Genomic DNA, 22027 nt, shown 5'->3' on the forward strand with positions numbered 1-22027 from the left:
CGCCGGTGCGGGTGGCGGAGGCGGGATGGGGATGGGCCTCGGTCTCGGCCTCGGGCACGCATCCGGCGAACACGATCACAACAGCTAGCGTGCGCCGCCGGCGCATGGCGGCGCCACCGCGGTCAATCAATCGGTCACGACGTGCCAGGCGTTCATGGCCTTGTCCCCGGCCTTGTCGCCCGGTTTCTTGTCCTTGACGAAGGTGTAGAGCGGCTTGCCCTTGTAGGCGAGCTGCTTGCTGCCGTCGTCGCGGGTGATGGACGAGTAAGGCGCGGCGAGCGTGGCGTCGCCGGCATGGACGGCGGGCCAGTTGGCCGCGCAGCCGCCGCTGCAGGCGCTCTTGCCGCTGTTGGCCGTGTCCTTGTCGAAGGTGTAGACCGTCATGCCTTTCGAATCGACCAGCATGCCGTCCTTTTTCATGACGGGCGCCGCCTGGTCGGCCGCGTGGGCGGAGGAGGAGAGGAGGGTGATGAGGAATGCAGAAGCAAGACTGAGCGTTTTCATGGACATCTCCTGTGAACTATTCAGTGGGGGACTGCTTGAACTGCGCGGCCATTGTAGCCGTGTAGGAGGAAGCCCCGCGCACTTTGTGTATTAGCGTACGGACAATGGCATCCGCCCAAGGCACCATGGAGCCGTACTCATCGCACAACATTGAAAGGAGCACGATCATGGGCAAATATTTCCTGGCGTGGATTCTGGGCGTTCCCGCAATCGTCCTGGTGCTGATCTACATGTTCTTCCACTGATCGCACGAGCCGCAACAACCGAAACGCCAACCTGCATGGGTTGGCGTTTTGCTTTTTAGCGTAGAGAACCATCGGTCCTGCCGCGTGGATCGACCAGTCCTTCACCAGAGCATGCTGGAAGATCTGAACGCGGAAAAGCTGACCCAGGCGATCGTCGCCATGGGCAATGCGCTAAAAATAAATATTGTGGCGGAAGGGGTGGAGACGCGCGAGCAGATGAACTGGCTGCTGGCGCACGGCTGCCATATCGGCCAGGGCTCACTTCAGCCCGCCGGTGCCGCCCGAGGATGTGCACCAGGTGATCGAGCGGATCGAGTTGCGGTTGACGGTCTGAGGCGCCGGCTCAGGTTTTGCGGACGAATTCCGATTTTAGGCTCATGGCGCCGAAACCGTCGATCTTGCAGTCGATATCGTGGTCGCCGTCGACCAGGCGGATATTCTTGACCTTGGTGCCCTGCTTGACCACGCCGCCGCCGCCCTTCAATTTGAGGTCCTTGATGACGGTGACCGAATCGCCGTCCTGCAGCAGATTGCCGGCGGCGTCGCGCCACTCGCGCGCCGCTTCTTCCGTGGCTGCTTCAGCCTTCACCGGCCATTCATGCGCGCATTCCGGACAGACGTAGTTGCCCGAGCCGTCTTCGTAGGTCAGCGTGGAGCCGCAGGCGGGGCAGGGAGGGAGAGTCGTCATCGGGATATCCACAAAGCAAAAGCGCCACCCGAAGGTGGCGCTCATTGTATTACTGCTGAATTCTTGGTGGCCCGGGGCGGAATCGAACCACCGACACAAGGATTTTCAATCCTCTGCTCTACCAACTGAGCTACCAGGCCAAGAGAGGCATGATTATAGCCAGTGGTTTTCAAGCCCGCAAGTCCTGTGCGGCAATTTTTTATGAAGCGATATAATGCCTTCATGACTACACAGACCTCTTCCTCCCTGCAATCCCGTGCCGACGCCCGCCGTAGCGCCGTCTGCATCGTCGGCAACGGCGCGATCGCCAAGACCGCCGCCCTGGGCTTTTCGCAAGCCGGGCACAGCGTCACTTTGCTGGTGCCGCCCGCGCGCCCGGGGACGGAAGAGTCCTCGTCGTCCTCCAGCAGCGAGAAGCCCTGGGACGTGCGGGTGTACGCACTCAACCACACGGCGCAGAAGCTGCTGGCATCGCTGAAGGTCTGGGGCGCACTGGACATGGCGCGCGTGGCGCCGGTCGACGCCATGGACGTCAAGGGCGACGGCGAGCAGGGCGGCCACCTGGGCTTCGATGCCTTCGGCGCCCATACCGGCACCCTGGCCTGGATCGTCGAGGACAGTAATTTGAACATGGCGCTGGACGCGGCCCTACGCTTCGCCCAGAACGTCGAGGTCGTCACCGGCCGCGCCTGCAAGCTGAGCTGCAGCGCGCTCGGCACGAAAGTCGAACTGGAGGACGGGGCGCCGATCGAAGCCCAGTTGCTGCTCGGCGCGGACGGCCGCGAGTCCTGGGTGCGTGGCCAGTGCGACATCGGCATCGACTACCGCTCCTACCACCAGCGCGCCATCGTCGCCAATTTCTCCTGCGAAAAGCCGCACCACAACGTCGCCCACCAGTGGTTTACTTGCAAGGAAGGCATCATCGCCTTGCTGCCGCTGCCGGGCGATAAGGTCTCGCTGGTGTGGTCGGCCCCGGAAACCCTGGCTGATACCATCATGGACGAGTCGCTGGGCGAGCTGGCGATCCGCCTCGGCGAGTATTCCGAAAGCACGCTCGGCCTGCTCAAGCCGCTGCAGCCGGAGGCAGTGAAGGCGATTCCGCTGGCGCTGGTGCGCCCGCACGCGGTGACGGCGCCGCACGCGGCCCTGATCGGCGACGCCGCCCACGCCGTGCATCCGCTGGCCGGCCACGGCATGAATCTCGGCTTTGCCGACATCGTCGACCTGCTGCGGGTCGTGAACGAGCGCGAAGCCCAGCACGGCATCGGCGACGAGCGCGTGCTGGCGCGCTATGCACGGGCGCGCAAGGAAGACGTGTTCCTTATGCAACTTGCCACCGACGGGCTCGAACGTTTGTTCGGCGCCAATCTCGAACCGGTACGCGTTGTCCGCAATTTGGGATTAAACTTGCTGGATAAGTTGCCGCTCGTTAAGCGGAAACTGATCGCCCATGCGATGGGCAAATAAGTAGGCACACATCTTTTAGGAATAAAGTTCATGGTCAAGACCAAACTCGCCGTCCTGCTGGCGGCCGGCCTCGTTACATCCTGCGTCGGTGCGCAGAACTCGGTCGAGGCCACCATCAAGAAGAATATCGAGCCGCGCCTGGGCGGCGCCAAGATCGAATCGATCAAGGAAACCCCGTATGGCGGCCTGTACGAAGTCCGCGTCGCCGGCGACATCCTGTACACCGACAAGAAGGGCGAATACCTGATCATCGGCCACGTCTACGATGCCAAGACCACGCGCGACCTGACCCGCGAGCGCATCGACGACATCAACAAGATCAAGTTCTCCGACCTGCCGCTGAACGACGCCATCAAGCAGGTCAAGGGCGACGGCAAGCGCGTGATCGCCGTGTTCGAAGACCCGAACTGCGGCTACTGCAAGCGTCTGCGCCAGACCGCGCTGAAGGACCTGGACAACGTCACCATCTACACCTTCATGTACAACATCCTGTCCGACGATTCCTTCGTGAAGTCGAAGAACATCTGGTGCTCGCCGGACCGCAGCAAGGCCTGGGACGACTGGATGATCGGCGGTAAGCCTGCGGCGCCGGCACCGGAGAGCTGCGCAACGCCGAACGACAAGGTGCTGGCGCTGGGGCAGAAGCTGAAGATCCAGGGTACGCCGGCGATTTTCTTTGCCGATGGGTCGCGGATTCCCGGCGCGGTCGATCTGCCGACGCTGGAAAAGAAGCTCGAATCCATTAAACAGTAAGAACCTGTAGCGCACGTGGGCACCCCGTGCCCACGTACACAATAAAAATCAGCAGCACTCTCCGTCCAAAACAAGGAGCAGCACGTGGTCACTCTGAACATCAACGGCCGCGACCAGCAGGTCGACGCCGATCCCTCCACGCCCATCCTCTGGGCGCTGCGCGACAACCTCAACATGACCGGCACCAAGTTCGGCTGCGGCGCGGCCCTGTGCGGCGCCTGCACCGTGCACCTGAACGGCGAGGCGATCCGTTCCTGCGTCACGCCGATTTCCGCCGCCGCCGGCCAGAAGATCACCACCATCGAGGCGATGGAGTCTGACAAGGTCGGCAAGGCCGTGCAGGACGCCTGGGTCAAGCACGACGTGCCGCAGTGCGGCTACTGCCAGAGCGGGCAGGTGATGAGCGCCACCGCGCTGCTGCGCGTGAACAAGGCGCCGAGCGACGCCGACATCGACAACGCCATGAGCGGCAATATCTGCCGCTGCGGGACCTATCAACGGATCCGCGCGGCCATCAAGGATGCCGCTAAAGTCATCGCGATCGCGTAAGGGGGCCACATGCGACCAACATGGTTCAAGAACGCGGGCTTGCAAGGCGCCGCGATGGGTAGCGTTTCGCGCCGCGGATTCCTGAAAGCGGGCGCCGTCGCCAGCGGCGGCCTGGTGCTGGGCTTCATGCTGCCGGCCGGTGGCCGCATGGCGCGCGCCGCCGAGGGCAAGCCGGTGATCTACGCGCCGAACGCCTTCCTGCGCGTGGCGCCGGACAACACCGTCACCGTGATCGTCAACCGCCTGGAATTCGGTCAGGGCGTGCACACGGCGCTGCCGATGGTGATCGCCGACGAGCTGGACGCCGACTGGGCGCAGATGCGCGCCGAGCTGGCGCCGGCCGGCGACGCCTATAAAGACCCGGCCTTCGGCATGCAGATCACCGGCGGCTCGGGCACCATCGCCCACTCCTTCACCCAGTACCGCGAAGTCGGCGCCCGCGCCCGCGCGATGCTGGTGGCCGCCGCCGCCGAGCAGTGGAAGGTCAGCCCAAGCCAGTGCCGCAGCGCCAAGGGCCTGGTCTACGGCCCGGCAGGGCAGAAGGCGACCTACGGCCAGCTGGCCGACGCCGCGATGAAGCAGCCGGTCCCGGAAACCGTCACCCTGAAGGATGCGAAGCAGTTCCGCTTCATCGGCAAGCCGATGAAGCGCCTGGATGCGCGCGCCAAGTCCAGCGGCCGCCAGCAGTTCGGCATCGACTTCAAGCCGGAAGGCGCGAAGGTGGCCGTGGTCGCGCACCCGCCGGTGTTCGGCGCCAAAGTGGCCAAGTTCGATGCGTCGAAAGCCAAGGCGATCCGCGGCGTGCTGGACGTACTGGAGATTCCGGTCGACCGCGGCGGCCGCGGCATCGCCGTGATCGCCGAAGGCTATTGGCCGGCCAAGCAGGGCCGTGACGCCCTGGAGATCGAATGGGATACCACCGGCGTCGCCAAGCTCGACTCAAGCGCCCAGCTGGCCGAATTCGCCGAGCTGTCCAGGACCCCGGGCGCAGTGGCGCGCCAGGCCGACACGGCGAAGCTGGCCACGGCCGCGAAGAAGATCTCGGCCGTCTACGAATTCCCCTACCTGGCGCACGCGCCGATGGAACCGATCAACTGCACGGTCGACCTGAAGGATGATTCCTGCACGCTGTGGGTCGGTTCGCAGTTCCAGACCGGCGACCAGGCCGCCGCCGCCAAAACGGCCGGCCTCAAGCCCGAGCAGGTGACCCTGCACACGATGATGGCGGGCGGCGGCTTCGGCCGGCGCGCGGTCCCGACCTCGGACTTCGTGGTCGAGGCGGTCAACATCGCCAAGGCGTGGAAGGCCGCCGGTCATAACGGTCCGATCAAGATGATGTGGAGCCGCGAGGACGACATCCGCGGCGGCTACTACCGCCCGTCCCACCTGCACCGCGCCGAGATCGGCCTCGATGCGCAGGGCAATATCGTCGCCTGGGACCACGTCATCGTCGGCCAGTCGATCGCCGCCGGCACGCCCTTCGAAGGCTTCATGATCCAGAAGGGCGTGGACAGCACCATGGTCGAAGGCATGGGCGCGCCCTACGAGGTGCCGCTGAACCTGACGGCCCATATCGCCAAGGCGAACGTGCCGGTGCTGTGGTGGCGTTCGGTGGGCTCGACCCACACCGCCTTCGTGATGGAGACCCTGATCGACGAAGCCGCGCATGCCGCCAAGGCCGACCCGGTGGCCTATCGCAAGAAGCTGATCGACGCCAAGCACGTGCGCCATCACGCGGCGCTGGACCTGGCGGTGGCGAAGTCCGGCTACGGCAAGAAGACCCTGCCGAAAGGCCATGCCTGGGGCGTGGCCGTGCACGAGTCCTTCAACACCGTGGTCGCCTACGTGGTCGAAGCCTCGATCGCCAAGGACGGCACGCCGCGCCTGCACAAGGCGACCGCCGGCGTGCACTGCAACCTGGCGGTGAACCCGCTCAGCATCGCCGCCCAGGTCGAAGGCGCGGCGCTGATGGCGCTGGGGACCACCCTGCCGGGCGCGCGCATCACGCTGAAGGATGGCGTGGTCGAGCAGCAGAACTTCGGCGACTACACGGTGGCGCGCATGAACGACATGCCGCAGGTCGAGGTGCACATCGTGCCGTCGAACGAGCCGCCGACCGGCCTGGGCGAACCCGGCCTGCCGCCGCTGGCGCCGGCCTTCGCCAATGCGCTGTTCAAGCTGACCGGCAAGCGACTGCGCAAGCTGCCTTTCGACCTGGCTTCGGCTTAAGCGAAGGCATATGGGCACCCCGGTCGTCGGTGTATTGCTGGCCGCCGGCAGGGGGCGCCGCTTCGATCCGCTGGGGCAGCGCAACAAGCTGCTCCAGGCTCTGCCCGAAGCCGGTGGCGAGCCGGTCGTCGCCCTCAGTGCGCGCAAGCTGCTCTCTGTCGTCGATACCGTGATTGCCGTGGTGCCGCCCGACGATGGCGGTGTGGGCGCGCTGCTGTCTGCCCTTGGCTGCGAAGTCAGCGTCTGCGCGGACGCCGACAGCGGCATGGCGGCCTCGCTGGTGCATGCGATCCGCCACTCCCTTCCTCACGATCCCGCGGCCTGGCTGGTGGCGCTGGGCGACATGCCGCGTGTCGCGCCCGCTACACTGCGCCTGCTGGCCGACGCGCTGGCTGCCGGCGCGCCCATCGCCGCCCCGGTCATGGACGGCCGTCGCGGCAACCCTGTCGGCTTCGGCCGCGTCCACCTGGACGCGCTGCTGGCCTTAAAAGGCGAGCAGGGCGCGCGCCGCCTGCTGCATACCTTCCCCGTCAGCGAGCTTGCGGTCCAAGACCCCGGCATTTTCAAGGATATCGACACGCCAGCCGACTTGTAGATATGCATACGTGTTGGACACCTTTCGCCGAAGAATCCGATTACACTACGGTGGAAAAGTGAGAGATTGTTCAATAACCATGAAAAAAACCAACCAGAAGAAACCGGCCGGGGTGCAGTACACCATCGTGCCGAAGGACCTCGCGGGTCACCTGTTCAACGTCACCGTCACCGTCGCAGCGCCCAATCCGGAAGGGCAGGTCTTCATGCTGCCGGCCTGGATCCCGGGCAGCTACATGATCCGCGAATTCGCGCGCAATATCGTGCGCATCCGCGCTGAATCTGACGGCCAGGCCGTCGAACTGGTCAAGCTCGACAAGCACACCTGGCGCGCCGCGCCCGTGGCCGGTCCGCTGACCCTGCACTACGAAGTCTATGCCTGGGACCTGTCGGTACGCGCCGCCCACCTCGACCAGACCCACGGCTTCTTCAACGGCACCAGTGTGTTCCTGCGCGTGCAGGGCCAGGATGCCGAACCGCAGCAGGTCGACATCCAGCGTCCCGGCGACCCGGCCGCCGCCGACTGGCGGGTGGCGACCTCGCTGCCCGAACTGGGCGCCAAGCGCTACGGCTTCGGCACCTATCTCGCCGCCGACTACGATGAGCTGATCGACCATCCGGTGGAGATGGGCGACTTCGCGCTCGCTTCCTTCAAGGCGCACGGCATCCCGCACGACATCGTCGTCACCGGCCGCGTGCCCAACCTGGACATGGAACGCCTGCAGCAGGACCTGAAAGCCATCTGCGAAACCCAGATCGCCTTCTTCGAGCCGAAGACCAGGAAGGCGCCGATGGACCGCTACGTGTTCCTGACGATGGCGGTCGGCGACGGCTACGGCGGCCTGGAACACCGCGCTTCGACGGCCCTGATCTGCGCCCGCAACGACCTGCCGACCACCGCCGCGCCGAAGACCGCCGAACGCAGCGAAGGCTATATCACCTTCCTCGGCCTGTGCAGCCACGAGTACTTCCATACCTGGAACGTCAAACGCATCAAGCCCGCCGTGTTCGCGCCCTATGACCTGCAGGTCGAGAACTACACCCCGCTGCTGTGGCTCTTCGAAGGCTTCACCAGCTATTACGACGACCTGATGCTGGTCCGCAGCGGCATCATCAGCGAAGCGACTTATTTCAAATTGCTGGGCAAGACCGTGGGCGCCGTCTGGCGCGGCAGCGGCCGCACCAAGCAGAGCATCGCGGAATCCAGCTTCGACGCCTGGACCAAGTACTACCGCCAGGACGAGAACGCGCCGAACGCCATCATCAGCTACTACACCAAGGGCTCGCTGGTCGGCCTGGCCTTCGACCTGACGATCCGCGCCAAGACCGGCGGGGCGAAGTCGCTGGACGACGTCATGCGCGCGCTGTGGGAACGCTATGGCCGCGACTTCTATGCCGGCGCCTCCGGCAGCGGCCGCGGCGTCACCGAGAAGGAAGTGGAAGCGCTGTTCGACGAAGTCAGCGGCCTGCGCCTGAAATCCCTCTTCGACCGCCATGTGCGCGGCACCGAGGACATCCCGCTGGCCAAGCTGTATGCGCCCTTCGGCGTCAAGACCCTCGACGAGCGCAAGAGCAGCAAGCCTTCGCTGAACATCGCCCCCGGCCGTGACCCGCTGGGCCTCAAGCTAAGCCAGGTGCACGAAGGCGGCGCGGCCCACCAGGCCGGCCTGTCGGCGGGCGACATCGTGATCGCCGTCGACGGCCTGCGCGTGAACGGCAACCCGTCCAACCTGGACCAGTTGTTCGCGCGCTACCGCGTCGGCGACACCGTCACCATCCACGCCTTCCGCCGCGACGAGCTGATGCAGTTCGAGGCGACCCTGCAGGGCTGCGTGGCGCCGGTGATCACCATCGGCGTGGCGCCCGCGGGCACGCGCCGCGCGGCGACGATGCCGCGGCCTAGCGCGAGCTGAAAGCCGCCACCAGCCCGGCGATCTCGCCGGGCCGCTCCTTGTGCGGGACGTGGTAAGTGCCCGGCAGGATGTGGACCCGGGACGGGCCGGCGGCATGTTCCGCGATCGTTTCCGGGTGCCTGGACGAGCCATATTCGTCCAGGGCGCCGTGGATGGCCAGGACCGGGCAGCGCACCGCCGGCAGGACGTCCCGCAGCGACCAGGCCGCGAAGCTTGGGGCCAGCCAGGTGCCCAGCCAGGCGTCGAGCACCCATGCCGCCTTGTCGCCATGGTATTTCGCCAGGCGCGACAGGGCGCGCTCGTCCTCGAACAGCCCTTTGGCTTCCAGTAAACCTGCCCGCGTTTCCTCGCCGATGAAGGCCTGGGCGGATTCCGTAATCAATCCTTCGCAGCGTTCCGGATACTGGGCCGCGCAGTGCACGGCCATGCCGCCGCCCACGCTATGGCCGAAGGCGATGAAACGATTCACTTTATGCTGCTCACAGACGACCGGGAAGTAAGTGCGCGCTTCGTCGGCGATGAAGTCCAGCGGGAGTTTACCTTCGCGCCGGTCGGAGCGGCCGAAGCCGAGGCGGTCGTAGGCGAGCACGTCGCACCCGGTTTCAAAGGCGAGCAGGGCGGGGAAGTCGCGCCACAGGTCGACGCAGCCCAGGGAATCGTGCAGCAGGACGATGGGCGTGTTCTCGCTGTCGGCGCGGCCGGTGCTGGCGTGGCGCCAAACGCGGCTGAACAGGCGGCCGTGCGGGTGGTCGATCCAGACGTCGCTGGCCAGGATGGGGGAGGTGTGCATCCTCCCATTATGCAGCAAGCTTATTTTTGTAAAACTATTCGGATGCCTGCGGCCCAACCAGGCTGCGCAGCTGGTAGCGCTCGCGGTCCGCGAACAGGAAGGTTTCGGAGAAGGTCAGCTTGCCGCTCGCCGGCGCCAGCTGCTGGGGCCGCGGCAGCGGTGTGCTGCGGCGCATCGATGCCAGCGCCACTTCGGAGGCATCCGGATTGCGCGAGCGCTGCACGGCGACGTCCGTCATCCGGCCCTCGCTGTCGACCGTGATCTCGAGGACGACGATGGCCGGCAGCAGCGGCGGCAGGGTGCCTTTATACGTATGGCCGGGATTGTGCTGGACCACGTGCTGGGCGACCTGGGTTTTGTAGTCGTCCAGGCCAGCCGGCGGCGGTTTCGAGGCAGGGGAAGAAGTGAAGGGGCGGGCCACCGCGCTGGCGGCGTGCCCGATGGTGGAGGCGACGGCCGTCGTGGCCGAGATCACGGTCGAGCATCCGCTCAAGCCTGCGATTGTAAAAACAAGAATCAGGCTCAGGCGGATGATCGTTTTCATGATCTAGTCAAATAATCGTCGCAACTCCGTGCCGGGATCGGGCGCGCGCATGAAGGCCTCGCCCACCAGGAAGGCATGCACGTCGGCGTCGCGCATGCGCTTGACGTCGGCCGGCGCCAGGATCCCGGACTCGGTCACTACCAGGCGCTCCGCCGGGATGTTCGGCAGCAGGCCGATGGTGGTGTCGAGCGTGACCTCGAAAGTGCGCAGGTTGCGGTTGTTGATGCCCAGCAGCCTCGTCTTGAGGCGCAGCGCAGCGTTCAACTCGTCGCCGTCATGCACTTCGACCAGCACATCCATGCCGAGTTCCTGGGCACAGGCTTCGAGTTCCGCCATCAGGCCGTGGTCCAGCGCCGCGACGATCAGCAGGATCGCGTCGGCGCCCATCGCGCGCGCTTCGTACACCTGGTAGAGGTCGACCATGAAATCCTTGCGGATCACCGGCAGATCGCAGGCGGCGCGCGCCTGTTTCAGGTAGTCGGCGGAGCCCTGGAAGAACTGCGCGTCGGTCAGCACCGACAGGCAGGAAGCGCCGCCCCTGGCATAGCTTTCGGCGATGGCGGCCGGCTGGAAGTCGACGCGCAGCACGCCCTTCGAGGGCGACGCCTTTTTGACTTCGGCGATCACGCCGGCGCGTCCGGCCTCGATATGCCGGCGCAGATTCGCCTCGAAGCCGCGCAGGTTCGCGCGCAATTCGCTGTCGCCTTCGACCTCGCGGCGCAGGCTGTAGAGGTCGCGGTGTTTTTTGGCGGCGGCGACTTCGTCGGCTTTCACCGCCAGGATCTTGTTCAGGATGTCGGACATATTTTTTCTTGGATCAGTTCGCCGCGCCCAGCTGGCGGGTCACGCCCACGAACTGGTCGAGCTTGGCCAGCGCCGCGCCGGAAGCAATGACGGCGCGCGCCTTCTGCAGGCCTTCTTCGATGGACGCGGCGACACCGGCCGCATACAGCGCGGTGCCCGCATTCAGCGCCACGATGTCGTGCGCCGGACCCGGTTCGCCGCGCAGCGCTTCCATCACGCGCAGCTTCGACTCGGCCGCGTCGGCCACCTTCAGGTTGCGGCTGGCGATCATCTGCAAACCGAAGTCTTCCGGGTGGATTTCGTATTCGCGGATCTGGCCGTTCACCAGTTCGCCGACCATGGTGCCGGCGCCTAATGAAACTTCGTCCATGTTATCGCGGCCCCAGACCACCACCGCGTGTTCGGCGCCGAGGCGCTGCAGCACGCGCACCTGGATGCCGACCAGGTCGGGGTGGAACACGCCCATCAGGATGTTCGGCGCGCCGGCCGGATTGGTTAGCGGGCCCAGGATGTTGAAGATGCTGCGCACGCCCAGTTCGCGGCGCACCGGCGCCACGTTCTTCATCGCCGCGTGGTGATTCGGCGCGAACATGAAGCCGATGCCGGTCTGGGCGATCGATTGGGCGATCTGCTCGGGTTTCAGGTCGATCTGGGCGCCCAGCGATTCGATCAGGTCGGCGCTGCCGCTCGACGAGGACACGCTGCGGCCGCCATGCTTGGCCACGCGCGCGCCTGCCGCCGCGGCCACGAACATCGAGGCCGTCGAGATATTGAAGGTGTGGGCGCCGTCGCCGCCGGTGCCGACGATGTCGAGCAGGTGGGTGGTGTCGGCCATCGGCACCTTGGTCGAGAACTCGCGCATGACCTGGGCCGCGGCGGTGATCTCGCCGATGGTTTCCTTCTTCACGCGCAGGCCCATGGTGATGGCCGCGATCATGGTCGGCGACATCTCGCCCGACATGATCTGGCGGAACAGGTGCAGCATCTCGTCGTGGAAGATTTCGCGGTGTTCGATACAGCGCAGCAGCGCTTCTTGCGGGGTGATCATGGCAGAACCTTTATCGTTGCCGTCGTCCCCGCGAAGGCGGGGATCCCAGTTAGTGGCATATCACGAAAACTTGGGTTCCCGCCTGCGCGGGAACGACGATTTATCTTTCCAGGAAGTTCTTCAGCATCGCATGCCCGTGCTCGGACAGGATGGACTCGGGGTGGAACTGCACGCCTTCGATGTCGAATTCCTTGTGGCGCACGCCCATGATTTCGCCGTCGTCGGTCCATGCCGTCACTTCCAGGCAGGCCGGCAGCGAGGCGCGCTCGATCGCCAGCGAGTGGTAGCGGATCACGGTGAAGGGGCTCGGCAGCCCTTTGAAAACGCCTTCGCCGGTGTGGGCGATCTTCGAGGTCTTGCCGTGCATGACCTGCTTGGCGCGGATGATCTTGCCGCCAAAGGCTTCGCCGATGGCCTGGTGGCCGAGGCAGACGCCGAGGATCGGCTTCTTGCCGGCGAACTCCTTGAGCACGTCGACCGAGACGCCGGCATCCTTCGGGCTCTTCGGGCCCGGCGAGATGCAGATGCGGTCCGGGTTCATGTCGGCGATCTGCTCCAGCGAGATCTCGTCGTTGCGCACCGTGCGCACGTCCTCGCCCAGCTCGCCGAAGTACTGGACGATGTTGTAGGTGAACGAGTCGTAGTTGTCGATCATGAGCAGCATGCTAGAAATCTCCATCCAGTCCGTCTTGCACTTGCTCGGCCGCGCGCAGCACGGCGCGCGCCTTGTTTTCCGTTTCCAGCCATTCCATCTCGGGGATGGAGTCGGCCACGATGCCGGCCGCCGCCTGCACGTACAGGTTGCCGTCCTTGATCACGCCGGTGCGGATCGCGATGGCGACATCCATCTCGCCGCCGAAGGACAGGTAGCCGCAGGCGCCGCCGTAGATCCCGCGCTTGACCGGTTCGAGTTCGTCGATGACTTCCATCGCCCGCACCTTCGGCGCGCCGGTGAGCGTCCCGGCCGGGAAGGTCGCGCGCAGCACGTCCAGGTTGGACATGCCTTCTTTCAGCGCGCCTTCGACGTTGGAGACGATGTGCTGCACGTGCGAGTATTTTTCGATGACCATCTGGTCGGTGACTTTCACCGTGCCGGTCTTGGCGATGCGGCCGATGTCGTTGCGCGCCAGGTCGATCAGCATCACGTGCTCGGCGACTTCCTTCGGATCGTTCAGCAGCTCGTGGGCCAGTTCCGTGTCGCGTTCCGGCGTCGAGCCGCGCGGGCGGGTGCCGGCGATCGGGCGCAGCGTGACCTTGCGGCCGCCTTCGGGCTCTTTCTCGTTGCGGACCAGGATCTCCGGCGAGGAGCCGACGATCTGCATGTCGCCGAAGTTGTAGTAGTACATGTAGGGCGAGGGATTCAGCGAACGCAGCGCGCGGTACAGCGACAGCGGCGAATCCACATAGGGCTTGCGGATGCGCTGGCCGATCTGCACCTGCATCAAATCGCCGGCCATCACGTATTCCTTGGCCACCGCCACCGCCTTCAGGTAATCCTCCTTGCTGAAGTCGCGCACGGCTTCGGTGCGGACCGAGGACGACGTCACGGGCGCATCGACGCTACGGCGCAGCATCACGCGCAGGTCCTTCAGGCGCTGCCTTGCCCGCGTGTAGGCTTCCGGCTGGCCCGGGTCGGCGTAGACGATCAGGTAGAGCTTGCCCGACAGGTTGTCGATCACGGCCAGTTCTTCGGTCTGCATCAGCTGGATGTCCGGCAGCCCCAGTTCGTCCTTCGGCGCGCGGCCCACCAGCTTGCGCTCGATGTGGCGCACCGTGTCGTAGCCGAAGTAGCCGGCCAGGCCGCCGCAGAAGCGCGGTAGTCCGGGACGCAGGGCGACCTTGAAGCGCTGCTGGTAGGCTTCGATGAAGTCGAGCGGGTTGCCCTCATGCGTTTCGATGACTTCGCCGTTGCGCTCTACCGTGGTGATATCGCCGCTGGTACGCAACAGGGTCTTCGCCGGCAGGCCGATGAAGGAGTAGCGCCCGAAGCGTTCGCCGCCGACCACCGACTCGAGCAGGAAGGTGTTCTTGCCGGCGTCCTGGCTCTGGGCCAGCTTCAGGTAGAGCGTGAGCGGGGTTTCGAGATCGGCGAAGGCTTCCGCGATCAGGGGGATACGGTTGTAGCCTTGCGTGGCAAGCGATTTGAATTCGAGTTCGGTCATGCTTTTCTCCGGGCCGGCCGAAAGGGGAGGTCGGGCGGCGTTTTCTTCAAAAAACCTGCCGGTGGTTCTACACGCAGGAGCGTGCACCGGCAGCAATCAACGGGGGTTAGTTAGCCCAGGATTGCCAGCGTCGCCACAGCCAGGCCTCAAGGGCGCCGGTTTGGTTGACGGTGTGTTTTTTGGTGAAAAACATGTATAGATAAGTTAGTTTGACGTACTGTTGTGAGCAGATATCAGCTTCGCCGCATGGAGCAGCGAATCAACTATACCATCGGAATTAATAGTTTGCACAGGCATTCCGTGGTTATATCCATATGGGACTGTGAGCACAAAACAACCGGCGGCGCGCGCGGCCTCGGCGTCGTTGCTCGAATCGCCGATCGCGACCACGGCTTCCGGCGCCAGCTTGAAGTCGCGGCAGACCTGCTGCAGGGGCAGGGGATCGGGCTTCTTTTTCGGCAGCGAGTCGCCGCCGTAGACCAGCTCGAACCAGGGCGCCAGGCCTTTACGCTCCAGCAGCGGCAGCGTGAAAGCGATGGGTTTGTTGGTGACGCAGGCCAGGCGCAAGCCCAGTTCCTTCAATGCCCGCAGGCCTTCGATCACGTCCGGGTACAGGATGGCGCGTTCGCCGTTGATGGCCAGGTAGTGCCGCTGGTAGGCGGCCATGGCCTCGTCGAAAACGGCGTCGATGCGTTCAGTGGAATAATCCAGCGCCAGCACGTCGCGGATCAGCTTTTCCGAGCCCTTGCCGACCATCGGTTCGATGATGTCCTGCGTGATGGGCCCGAGCTTGAGGTCGGCGCGCATGCCGTTCAGCGCCAGTTCGAAATCCGGCACCGTGTGCAGCATGGTGCCGTCGAGGTCGATGATGGCGGCCTGGATTGCCGCTCCATTAGTAAACGTCGCGGCCTTCATCCTTACTTCGCCTGTACCGAAGCCAGCTCGGCCCGCATCGCGTCGATGACGGCCTTGTAGTCCGGCTTGCCGAAGATGGCGGAGCCGGCCACGAAGGTGTCGGCGCCGGCGGCGGCCACGGCGGCGATGTTGTCGGCCTTGATGCCGCCGTCCACCTCCAGCATGATGTCGCGGCCGGATTCGTCGATCAGGCGGCGCGCGTGCGCGACCTTCTTCAGCGCTTCCTGGATGAAGGACTGGCCGCCGAAGCCCGGATTCACCGACATGATCAGGATGATGTCGATCTTGTCCATCACGTGATCGAGGTAGTGCAGCGGCGTGCCCGGGTTGAACACCAGGCCGGCCTTGCAGCCGTTATCGCGGATCAGCTGCAGCGAGCGGTCGATGTGCTCCGAGGCTTCCGGGTGGAAGGTGATGATGTCGGCGCCGGCCTTGGCGAAATCGGGGATGATGCGGTCGACCGGCTTGACCATCAGGTGCACGTCGATCGGCACCTGCACGTGCGGACGGATGGCCTGGCAGACCATCGGGCCGATGGTCAGGTTGGGAACGTAGTGGTTGTCCATCACGTCGAAGTGGATGATGTCGGCGCCGGCGGCAACGACGTTTTTCACTTCCTCGCCCAGGCGGGCAAAGTCGGCGGACAGGATGCTGGGAGCGATGCGGTAAGTGGTCATGGCGGTCTGCAAGTCTGCAATTCGGAAAGACCGCTATTGTACGACGCCGCGCTTTTTGCCAGCGTTGTATGATGGCGTCTTAGAAAAAAGGAAACAAGATGGCCGCCTACGATTTCGCGATCAATGTCAGGACCCAATACCTCCCGGAGCAATCCAAGCCCGAGCGGACGCTGTATGTATTCACCTACACGATCACGATCAAGAACACCGGCGCGGTGCCGGCCCAGCTGATCTCGCGCCACTGGGTGATTACGGATGCCAACGGCCAGAAACAGGAAGTGCGCGGCCTGGGCGTGGTCGGCCACCAGCCGCTGCTCAAGCCGGGCGAGGAATTCGAATACACCAGCGGCACCCAGCTGGAAACGGCGCAAGGCTCGATGGTGGGCGAATATTTCTTCGTGGCCGAGGACGGGCACCGCTTCGAAGTGCCGATCCCGGAGTTCGTGCTGAGCCTGCCGCACGCGCTGCATTAAGCCTCTTCGCGTTGCAGCTTATTTACGGCCGGAGAACATCGTCCACCAGACGATGAAGAGCAGCAGGCCCAGCGCCGCCCCGGCTTCCAACAGCAGTATCCACATAACGGTCCCTTATGTTTTCGACACGCCGAAGTGTACCCGCACGCAGCCTTGCCGGGCTAATTTCCATCGCGACCTTGCTGGCCGCCTGCACGACAGCGCCACCGAAACCGGCGCCCAGGCCTGTGCCTTCGCCCCAGCCGAAGCCTCAGCCGCAGCCGCCCGTAAAAATGCCGCCGCCGGTGGCGCCCGTGCCCTCGGCGCCGGGCCAGTTGCCGCCGGCGCCGCTGTTCACGCCGGTCGCCTTCGACGCGCTGCCGGGCTGGCAGCAGGACGACCTGCGCCAGGCCTGGCCGGCCTTCATGGCCTCCTGCCGCGCACTGGGCAAAAAAGCGGACTGGAAAGCGCCCTGCGACAGCGCGAAAGGGGTCGATGCCGGCGACGCCGTCGCGATCCGCCAGTATTTCGAGACGTATTTTGTGCCGAACATGGTGCGCGCCGCCGACGGCGCGGACACCGGCCTGATCACCGGCTATTACGAGCCGATGCTGCACGGCGCGCGCAAGCGCGGCGGCGCCTACCAGACGCCCCTGTACAAAGTGCCGGACGACCTGATTACCGTCGACCTGGGCAGCGTCTACCCGACCTTGAAGGGGATGCGCCTGCGCGGCCGCCTGGTCGGCAAGACCGTGGTGCCCTACGGCACCCGAGCCGAGATCGAACGCGCCCGCCTGCCTGGCAAAGAGCTGGTCTGGGTCGACGACCCGGTCGAGGCCTTCTTCCTCGAGGTGCAGGGCTCCGGCCGGGTACAGCTCGACGATGCCGATGAGACGGTGCGCATTGCCTACGCCGACCAGAACGGCCATCCCTACAAGGCGATCGGACGCTGGCTGGTGGAGCAGGGTGAATTGACGGCGTCGGAGGCGTCCGCACAGGGCATCAAGGCCTGGATCGCGGCCCATCCGGAGCGGCGCCAGGAACTCTTCAACGTCAATCCGAGCTATATCTTCTTCCGCGAAGAGCGCCTGCCGGATCCTTCGGTAGGGCCGAAGGGAGCATTGGGTGTGCCGCTCACGCCCAGCCGTTCGGTGGCGATCGACCCGTCCTTCCTGCCGCTGGGCGCGCCCATCTTCCTGTCGACGACCGAGCCGGCCAGCGAGGTGCCGGTGCAGCGCCTGATGATGGGCCAGGACACCGGCGGCGCGATCCGCGGGGCGGTGCGCGCCGACTTCTTCTTCGGCTTCGGCGGCCAGGCGGCCGAGAATGCGGGCCGCATGAAGCAGCGCGGCCAGCTGTGGGTGCTGCTGCCGCGGCCTGCTGCCGTGCAGGCTTCTCGCTGAGCCTTACTTAAGCAGCGGCTGCGCAACCCGCGGCCGCGCGGGCGCGCAGCTCGGCCATGCTGGTGACGATGGTGGCGGTCAGGCGCAGGTTCATCGTTTCGATGTCGCCTTCGTAGGTCTGGATGATGACCTTGTCGCCGCCGGCGCTGCGATCGTCGAGGCTGTGGGCCTGGGGAATGGGGGACATGGTGTTCTCCGTGGGCGTGGTGGTGATCGTGGAGACGATTATGCGGATCGCCACCCCCGATGTCTGCCACCACCCTTGGGGTCAGCGCAGCTTATTCCCGGATGCGGTGCAGGCGGGTGCCGAACAGGGTGCCCGCCGTCAGCAGCAGCGCGCCGCCCGCCACCACCGCCAGGCCGCCGCGCACGCCGATCCGCTCGGCCAGCAGCCCGGCCCCGGCCGCGCCCACCGGCGCCATGGCCACCGTCATGAAGCGCATGGTCGAGGTCATCCGGCCCAGGAAGGCGTCCGGCGTGACGCGCTGGCGCAGGGCCAGGTAGGGCAGGAAGAACAGGGTGGCGCCGCAGTCGAGCCAGAACACCACCACCGCATAGGCGGCCGCGCTGGCGGCGCCGCTGCCGAGCAGGTCGCGCGGGATGGCCGGCATCAGTACGAAGCCGATGCTCGAGGCGCACAGGCCGATCGCCACCGTGCCGCCGGCGCCGAAGCGCTGCGTCAGGGGTTTCAGCAGCACCGAGCTGGCCAGCACGCCGACGCCGCCCAGCATCTGCGCCGTACCCATCATCCCCGGCGACATGCCGAGTTCGCGGGTGGCGAACAGCACGTACAGCGCCAGGTAGCCGTAGAACAGCAGGTGCCAGCAGGCCGAGGTCCAGGCCAGCAGGCGCAGGGTCGGCTGGCGCCAGACGAAGGCCAGGCCGGCCAGCATGTCGCGCACCGCATGCGATTCGGGCGGCGCCGGCTGCGGTTCGCGCGCGCGGATGCGGCGCAGGTTCGAGATCGAGACCGTGAAGCCGGCCACGTTGCAGAGGATGGCGACGGGCGCGCCCAGCGCCTGCACCAGCACCCCTGCCAGGCCCGGGCCGAGCAGGCGCGAGGCCGATTCGGTGGCCGCGAACTTCGACTGCGCGTCGATCAGGCCATCGCGCCCGACCAGGAAGGTCATGAAGATCTGCTCGGCGCCGCCGCCCACCACCAGGCCGGTGCCGAGCACGAATTCGACCGCGTACATCCAGTGGATGCTGAGCCAGCCCTGCCACCAGGCGAGCGGCACGCTGGCCAGGCTCAGCGCCACCATCGCATCGCTGCACAGCATCACGGGCAGGCGCCGGCTGCGGTCGAGCAGGACGCCGACCGGCAATCCAAACAACAGGAACGGCAGGGAGCCGAGCGCCGCCAGGGTGCCCATCTGGCTCGGACTGGCGTGCAGCAGCAGCGCCGCGCAGATCGGCAGGGCCAGCAGGGTGATCTGGGCGCCGAAATTGGTGAGGATGCTGCTGTACCAGAAACGGCGGAAATCGGCGTTGCGCAGCTGCCGGTCGCTGCCGAGATGTTGGAAGAAGCTGATTATCCTTGTCATTTATGCCATCGCAGGCGCTACAATCGCAGCGTTATTTTACTAAGAGGTGTCCCATGGAATATTCCGATCTGCTGATCGAGCAGCACGGCAAGGTAGTCGTGATCCGCCTGAACCGTCCGAAGGCGATGAATGCCCTGAACGACAACATGATGAACGAACTGGGCGACGCGCTGTACAAATTCGACGCCGACCCGGCCGTCAACGTCATCGTCCTGACCGGTAGCGAGAAGGTGTTCGCGGCGGGCGCCGACATCGCCGCCATGGCGAACTATACCTATGCCGATACCTATCCCGGCAACTACATCGGCCGCAACTGGGAGCACATCCTGAACGTGCGCAAGCCGGTGGTCGGCGTGGTGTCCGGCTATGCGCTGGGCGGCGGCTGCGAGCTGGCGATGATGTGCGACTTCCTGATCGCAGCCGACAGCGCCAAGTTCGGCCAGCCGGAAATCAAGGTCGGCGTCACCCCGGGCGCCGGCGGCACCCAGCGCCTGCCGCGCACGATCGGCAAGTCGAAGGCGATGGACATGCTGCTGACCTGCCGCATGATCGACGCGGCCGAGGCGGAGCGTACCGGGCTGGTGTCGCGCGTGTTCCCGGCCGAGAAGGTGATGGAAGAGGCGCTGGCGGTGGCCAACACCATCGCCGCGATGCCGGTGTCGGTGGCCATGCAGATCAAGGACTCGGTCAACCGGGCCTTCGAGACCACGCTGACCGAGGGCGTGCGCTACGAGCGCCGCTATTTCCATGCCGGCTTCGGTACGCCGGCACAGAAAGAGGGCATGAATGCGTTCCTCGAGAAACGCAAGCCGGACTTCGACGGTCTCTGATCAGAGACAGTTGCCCGGCGCCCGGCCGCACAGGGCGCCGAACAGGTTGACCCAGCGGCTGTCGAGGTTGGACGCGCCCTGCACTTTGGGATCGCGCGGCTCGTAGCCGTAGGAGGTCACGCCGACCACGCGATTCGGAAGGCTGTTCGAGCCCGAGGCGCCGCCGATCTGCAGCTCCTGGAAGTTCTGGACCAGCGGCCCGCCGCTGGATCCGCCTTCGGCGTCCGACCCATACTCGACATTGTTGGGGTCGACGTTGCGGAAGGCGCCGGCGGTGATGACCTGCATCCTGATGCAGCGGTCGAGATTGCAGGGATAGCCCAGCCGCGAGGTGTGGTTGTCCGACAGGCTGGCGGTCTGCCAGCCGAGCCAGCCGGTCACGAAGCCCAGGGACTGGGTGCTGCCGCCCACGGGCTGGTCGGCGAACTCGATCATCGCGTAGTCGGCGGCGTTGGGAACGGTGCCGCCGCCGCTGGCCCAGGTGCCGGTGACGATCACGGCGTTCCAGTTCCAGCTTTGCAGGGGCGCGGTGCCGTCGCGGTAGGCCGGGATGAAGACCCAGTTGTCGTAGAAGCCGCTCGAGGTCCCGCTGTGCACGCAATGGCCGGCGGTGGCGACGATCCGTTTCTGGATCACCGAGGCCGAGCACAGATAGGGCACGCCGTCGATCGAGAAGAACAGGATGCCGACTGTCGAATAGGGGTAGTTGCGGTCCGCGGAATAGGGCGCGCCGGCGCCGTTAAACATCGGGAACACGCGGCTGCTGGTGTAATGGGCGCCGAAGGTGCCGACGGCGTTCGGCGTGACCACGCCGGGGCTGCGCTTCTGCACGGGCTCGGGCGTGAACAGGCGCTTCGGGGACGGTAGGGCGCGAATGCTAGGCGCATGGGGCTCGCTGCCGGCGACCGGACCCGCGCTGCGGAATGCGTCCAGCGCCTTGACGGCACCGTACGACGCTTGCGGCAAGGGCAGCGGCTTGGCGGCCTTGAAGCGCTCGGGCGTCCAGTAGGCCGTGACGGCTTTGACGTTCGGATTGGTCAGCATCACTTTGTTGTCTTGCTGGCTGTCTTGTGCGTGGCTGGCCGTTGCGCTGAACAGCAACAGCGCGAGGGCGGGCACGCATGCGCGCGTGAGAAATTTCATGCCGTCTCCAAAAATGGACAGGGTTGACCGGTCCGGCGCAGCTAGCGATGCGCGGACACTGCTGAGAGATGGTGCGCGCTCAGATTAAGACTTTGCTCGGGTGAGAGTTCCGTACATCGCGTCGTTTACTGATGAGCGTCAAGTCGAGCTGATCTTGCGATAAGGAAGCAGTGTGGCATGTTCGACATATCGCCCCTTGCGCGCTCTGCGGTGAATTTGCTATAGTGCGCGTCCTGCTTCTGCAGTGCCGGAAAAGCTGAACGAAATCAAGTAGTTGGGCTGGATGTTTTGATAACTCCGCTGGTGTTGCAGAAAAACGGGGGGTTGACGAGTTAAGCGAAGCACTGCATAATCTCATTCCTCTGCTGCTGACGAACAAAACGATTCGCAGAATGCAGCAAGGCAGTACCGCCCTCGGCGGGAGCCAACGATCTTTAACAATCAACAGTCGATAAGTGTGGGCGTTTGATGAAGTGCCAGCAGCTGCGCAAGTAGCTGCTGAATGCTTAAATTATCAAATGTTCACAAAAAGTATAACGTTGCTTCAGCAATGAAGTGACGGTCAGTATTTTGAGTGAGCGAACTCCGACCAATGGGAGGAGTTCGGACTGATTAAAAACAGTCCGACCTATGACGTAAAGTCATTACAGAGATTAAACTGAAGAGTTTGATCCTGGCTCAGATTGAACGCTGGCGGCATGCTTTACACATGCAAGTCGAACGGCAGCGCGGGGCAACCTGGCGGCGAGTGGCGAACGGGTGAGTAATACATC

General features: G+C 65.1%; 23 protein-coding genes, 1 tRNA gene and 1 rRNA gene. 11 read left to right on the forward strand and 14 right to left on the reverse strand.

What is annotated here, in order from left to right; translation table 11 throughout:
* Nucleotides 1-126: 126 nt before the first annotated feature.
* Nucleotides 127-504 carry a hypothetical protein gene (locus tag LQV39_RS25650; protein WP_230030026.1) on the reverse strand — a complete coding sequence of 126 codons (378 nt, stop codon included), beginning with the start codon at nucleotides 502-504 and terminating at the stop codon, nucleotides 127-129.
* Between the two features lie 356 nt (nucleotides 505-860).
* Here LQV39_RS25650 and LQV39_RS26505 point away from each other — a divergent pair, with 356 nt between their 5' ends.
* Nucleotides 861-1193 carry an EAL domain-containing protein gene (locus LQV39_RS26505; RefSeq protein ID WP_374199491.1) on the forward strand — a complete coding sequence of 111 codons (333 nt, stop codon included), beginning with the start codon at nucleotides 861-863 and terminating at the stop codon, nucleotides 1191-1193.
* Here the strand turns inward: LQV39_RS26505 and LQV39_RS25655 are convergent.
* Nucleotides 1093-1437 (reverse strand): zinc ribbon domain-containing protein YjdM, encoded by a 345-nt coding sequence (locus tag LQV39_RS25655; RefSeq protein WP_230030027.1) that lies wholly within the window; start codon nucleotides 1435-1437, stop codon nucleotides 1093-1095. The two genes, LQV39_RS26505 and LQV39_RS25655, sit on opposite strands and share 101 nt — an antisense overlap.
* A gap of 64 nt (nucleotides 1438-1501) precedes the next feature.
* Nucleotides 1502-1577 (reverse strand) — tRNA-Phe (locus tag LQV39_RS25660).
* Between the two features lie 82 nt (nucleotides 1578-1659).
* Here LQV39_RS25660 and LQV39_RS25665 point away from each other — a divergent pair.
* The 6 genes from LQV39_RS25665 to LQV39_RS25690 all read left to right on the forward strand — a co-directional run bounded on the left by LQV39_RS25665 (nucleotide 1660) and on the right by LQV39_RS25690 (nucleotide 8942).
* Nucleotides 1660-2904, forward strand: coding sequence for an FAD-dependent monooxygenase (locus LQV39_RS25665; RefSeq protein WP_230030028.1), 1245 nt, complete (start codon nucleotides 1660-1662; stop codon nucleotides 2902-2904).
* A gap of 30 nt (nucleotides 2905-2934) precedes the next feature.
* A complete protein-coding gene (locus tag LQV39_RS25670; RefSeq protein ID WP_230030029.1) occupies nucleotides 2935-3657 on the forward strand; it encodes a DsbC family protein in 723 nt (240 codons plus the stop codon).
* 84 nt (nucleotides 3658-3741) lie between these two features.
* Nucleotides 3742-4206, forward strand: a complete 465-nt coding sequence (locus LQV39_RS25675) for a (2Fe-2S)-binding protein (RefSeq protein WP_230030030.1) — start codon at nucleotides 3742-3744, stop codon at nucleotides 4204-4206.
* Nucleotides 4207-4215: 9 nt separating this feature from the next.
* On the forward strand, nucleotides 4216-6435 hold the full coding sequence (locus LQV39_RS25680) for a xanthine dehydrogenase family protein molybdopterin-binding subunit (protein WP_230030031.1): 2220 nt from the start codon (nucleotides 4216-4218) through the stop codon (nucleotides 6433-6435).
* Nucleotides 6436-6445: 10 nt separating this feature from the next.
* Nucleotides 6446-7030 (forward strand): NTP transferase domain-containing protein, encoded by a 585-nt coding sequence (locus LQV39_RS25685; protein ID WP_230030032.1) that lies wholly within the window; start codon nucleotides 6446-6448, stop codon nucleotides 7028-7030.
* 79 nt (nucleotides 7031-7109) lie between these two features.
* Nucleotides 7110-8942, forward strand: a complete 1833-nt coding sequence (locus LQV39_RS25690) for a M61 family metallopeptidase (protein WP_230030033.1) — start codon at nucleotides 7110-7112, stop codon at nucleotides 8940-8942.
* On the opposite strand, the gene LQV39_RS25695 is transcribed toward LQV39_RS25690, so the two are convergent.
* From LQV39_RS25695 to rpe, 8 genes are all read right to left on the reverse strand, one after another.
* Nucleotides 8929-9732, reverse strand: a complete 804-nt coding sequence (locus tag LQV39_RS25695) for an alpha/beta fold hydrolase (protein WP_230030034.1) — start codon at nucleotides 9730-9732, stop codon at nucleotides 8929-8931. The two genes, LQV39_RS25690 and LQV39_RS25695, sit on opposite strands and share 14 nt — an antisense overlap.
* A gap of 34 nt (nucleotides 9733-9766) precedes the next feature.
* Entirely contained in the window at nucleotides 9767-10276 is a 510-nt protein-coding gene (locus tag LQV39_RS25700; RefSeq protein ID WP_230030035.1) for an energy transducer TonB, read from the reverse strand.
* Between the two features lie 3 nt (nucleotides 10277-10279).
* On the reverse strand, nucleotides 10280-11080 hold the full coding sequence (trpC, locus tag LQV39_RS25705; protein WP_230030036.1) for an indole-3-glycerol phosphate synthase TrpC: 801 nt from the start codon (nucleotides 11078-11080) through the stop codon (nucleotides 10280-10282).
* A 13-nt stretch (nucleotides 11081-11093) separates the two neighbouring features.
* Nucleotides 11094-12128, reverse strand: a complete 1035-nt coding sequence (trpD, locus tag LQV39_RS25710) for an anthranilate phosphoribosyltransferase (protein ID WP_230030037.1) — start codon at nucleotides 12126-12128, stop codon at nucleotides 11094-11096.
* A 100-nt stretch (nucleotides 12129-12228) separates the two neighbouring features.
* Entirely contained in the window at nucleotides 12229-12792 is a 564-nt protein-coding gene (locus LQV39_RS25715; RefSeq protein ID WP_230030038.1) for an aminodeoxychorismate/anthranilate synthase component II, read from the reverse strand.
* A gap of 1 nt (nucleotide 12793) precedes the next feature.
* Complete coding sequence (gene trpE / locus LQV39_RS25720; protein WP_230030039.1) at nucleotides 12794-14290, reverse strand: anthranilate synthase component I; 1497 nt, start codon at nucleotides 14288-14290, stop codon at nucleotides 12794-12796.
* A 204-nt stretch (nucleotides 14291-14494) separates the two neighbouring features.
* On the reverse strand, nucleotides 14495-15205 hold the full coding sequence (locus LQV39_RS25725; RefSeq protein ID WP_230030040.1) for a phosphoglycolate phosphatase: 711 nt from the start codon (nucleotides 15203-15205) through the stop codon (nucleotides 14495-14497).
* A 2-nt stretch (nucleotides 15206-15207) separates the two neighbouring features.
* Nucleotides 15208-15882, reverse strand: a complete 675-nt coding sequence (rpe, locus tag LQV39_RS25730; RefSeq protein ID WP_230030041.1) for a ribulose-phosphate 3-epimerase — start codon at nucleotides 15880-15882, stop codon at nucleotides 15208-15210.
* A 98-nt stretch (nucleotides 15883-15980) separates the two neighbouring features.
* Here rpe and apaG point away from each other — a divergent pair, with 98 nt between their 5' ends.
* Nucleotides 15981-16355 (forward strand): Co2+/Mg2+ efflux protein ApaG, encoded by a 375-nt coding sequence (gene apaG / locus LQV39_RS25735; RefSeq protein ID WP_230030042.1) that lies wholly within the window; start codon nucleotides 15981-15983, stop codon nucleotides 16353-16355.
* A gap of 116 nt (nucleotides 16356-16471) precedes the next feature.
* Entirely contained in the window at nucleotides 16472-17737 is a 1266-nt protein-coding gene (locus LQV39_RS25740) for a murein transglycosylase A (RefSeq protein WP_230030043.1), read from the forward strand.
* Nucleotides 17738-17744: 7 nt separating this feature from the next.
* Here the strand turns inward: LQV39_RS25740 and LQV39_RS25745 are convergent, their stop codons facing one another.
* Complete coding sequence (locus tag LQV39_RS25745; RefSeq protein WP_230030044.1) at nucleotides 17745-17924, reverse strand: hypothetical protein; 180 nt, start codon at nucleotides 17922-17924, stop codon at nucleotides 17745-17747.
* Nucleotides 17925-18015: 91 nt separating this feature from the next.
* Entirely contained in the window at nucleotides 18016-19281 is a 1266-nt protein-coding gene (locus LQV39_RS25750; protein WP_230030045.1) for an MFS transporter, read from the reverse strand.
* 53 nt (nucleotides 19282-19334) lie between these two features.
* Here LQV39_RS25750 and LQV39_RS25755 point away from each other — a divergent pair, with 53 nt between their 5' ends.
* Nucleotides 19335-20111 carry an enoyl-CoA hydratase gene (locus LQV39_RS25755; protein ID WP_230030046.1) on the forward strand — a complete coding sequence of 259 codons (777 nt, stop codon included), beginning with the start codon at nucleotides 19335-19337 and terminating at the stop codon, nucleotides 20109-20111.
* Here the strand turns inward: LQV39_RS25755 and LQV39_RS25760 are convergent, their stop codons facing one another.
* Nucleotides 20112-21254, reverse strand: a complete 1143-nt coding sequence (locus tag LQV39_RS25760) for a serine protease (protein ID WP_230030047.1) — start codon at nucleotides 21252-21254, stop codon at nucleotides 20112-20114. It lies immediately after the preceding gene.
* Nucleotides 21255-21909: 655 nt separating this feature from the next.
* On the opposite strand from LQV39_RS25760, the gene LQV39_RS25765 reads away from it, so the two are divergent.
* Nucleotides 21910-22027: ribosomal RNA gene (locus tag LQV39_RS25765) — 16S ribosomal RNA — on the forward strand; the annotation flags it as partial.

It is taken from the genome of Massilia sp. Bi118 (genome assembly GCF_918697865.1).
Taxonomy (GTDB): Bacteria; Pseudomonadota; Gammaproteobacteria; order Burkholderiales; family Burkholderiaceae_D; genus Telluria.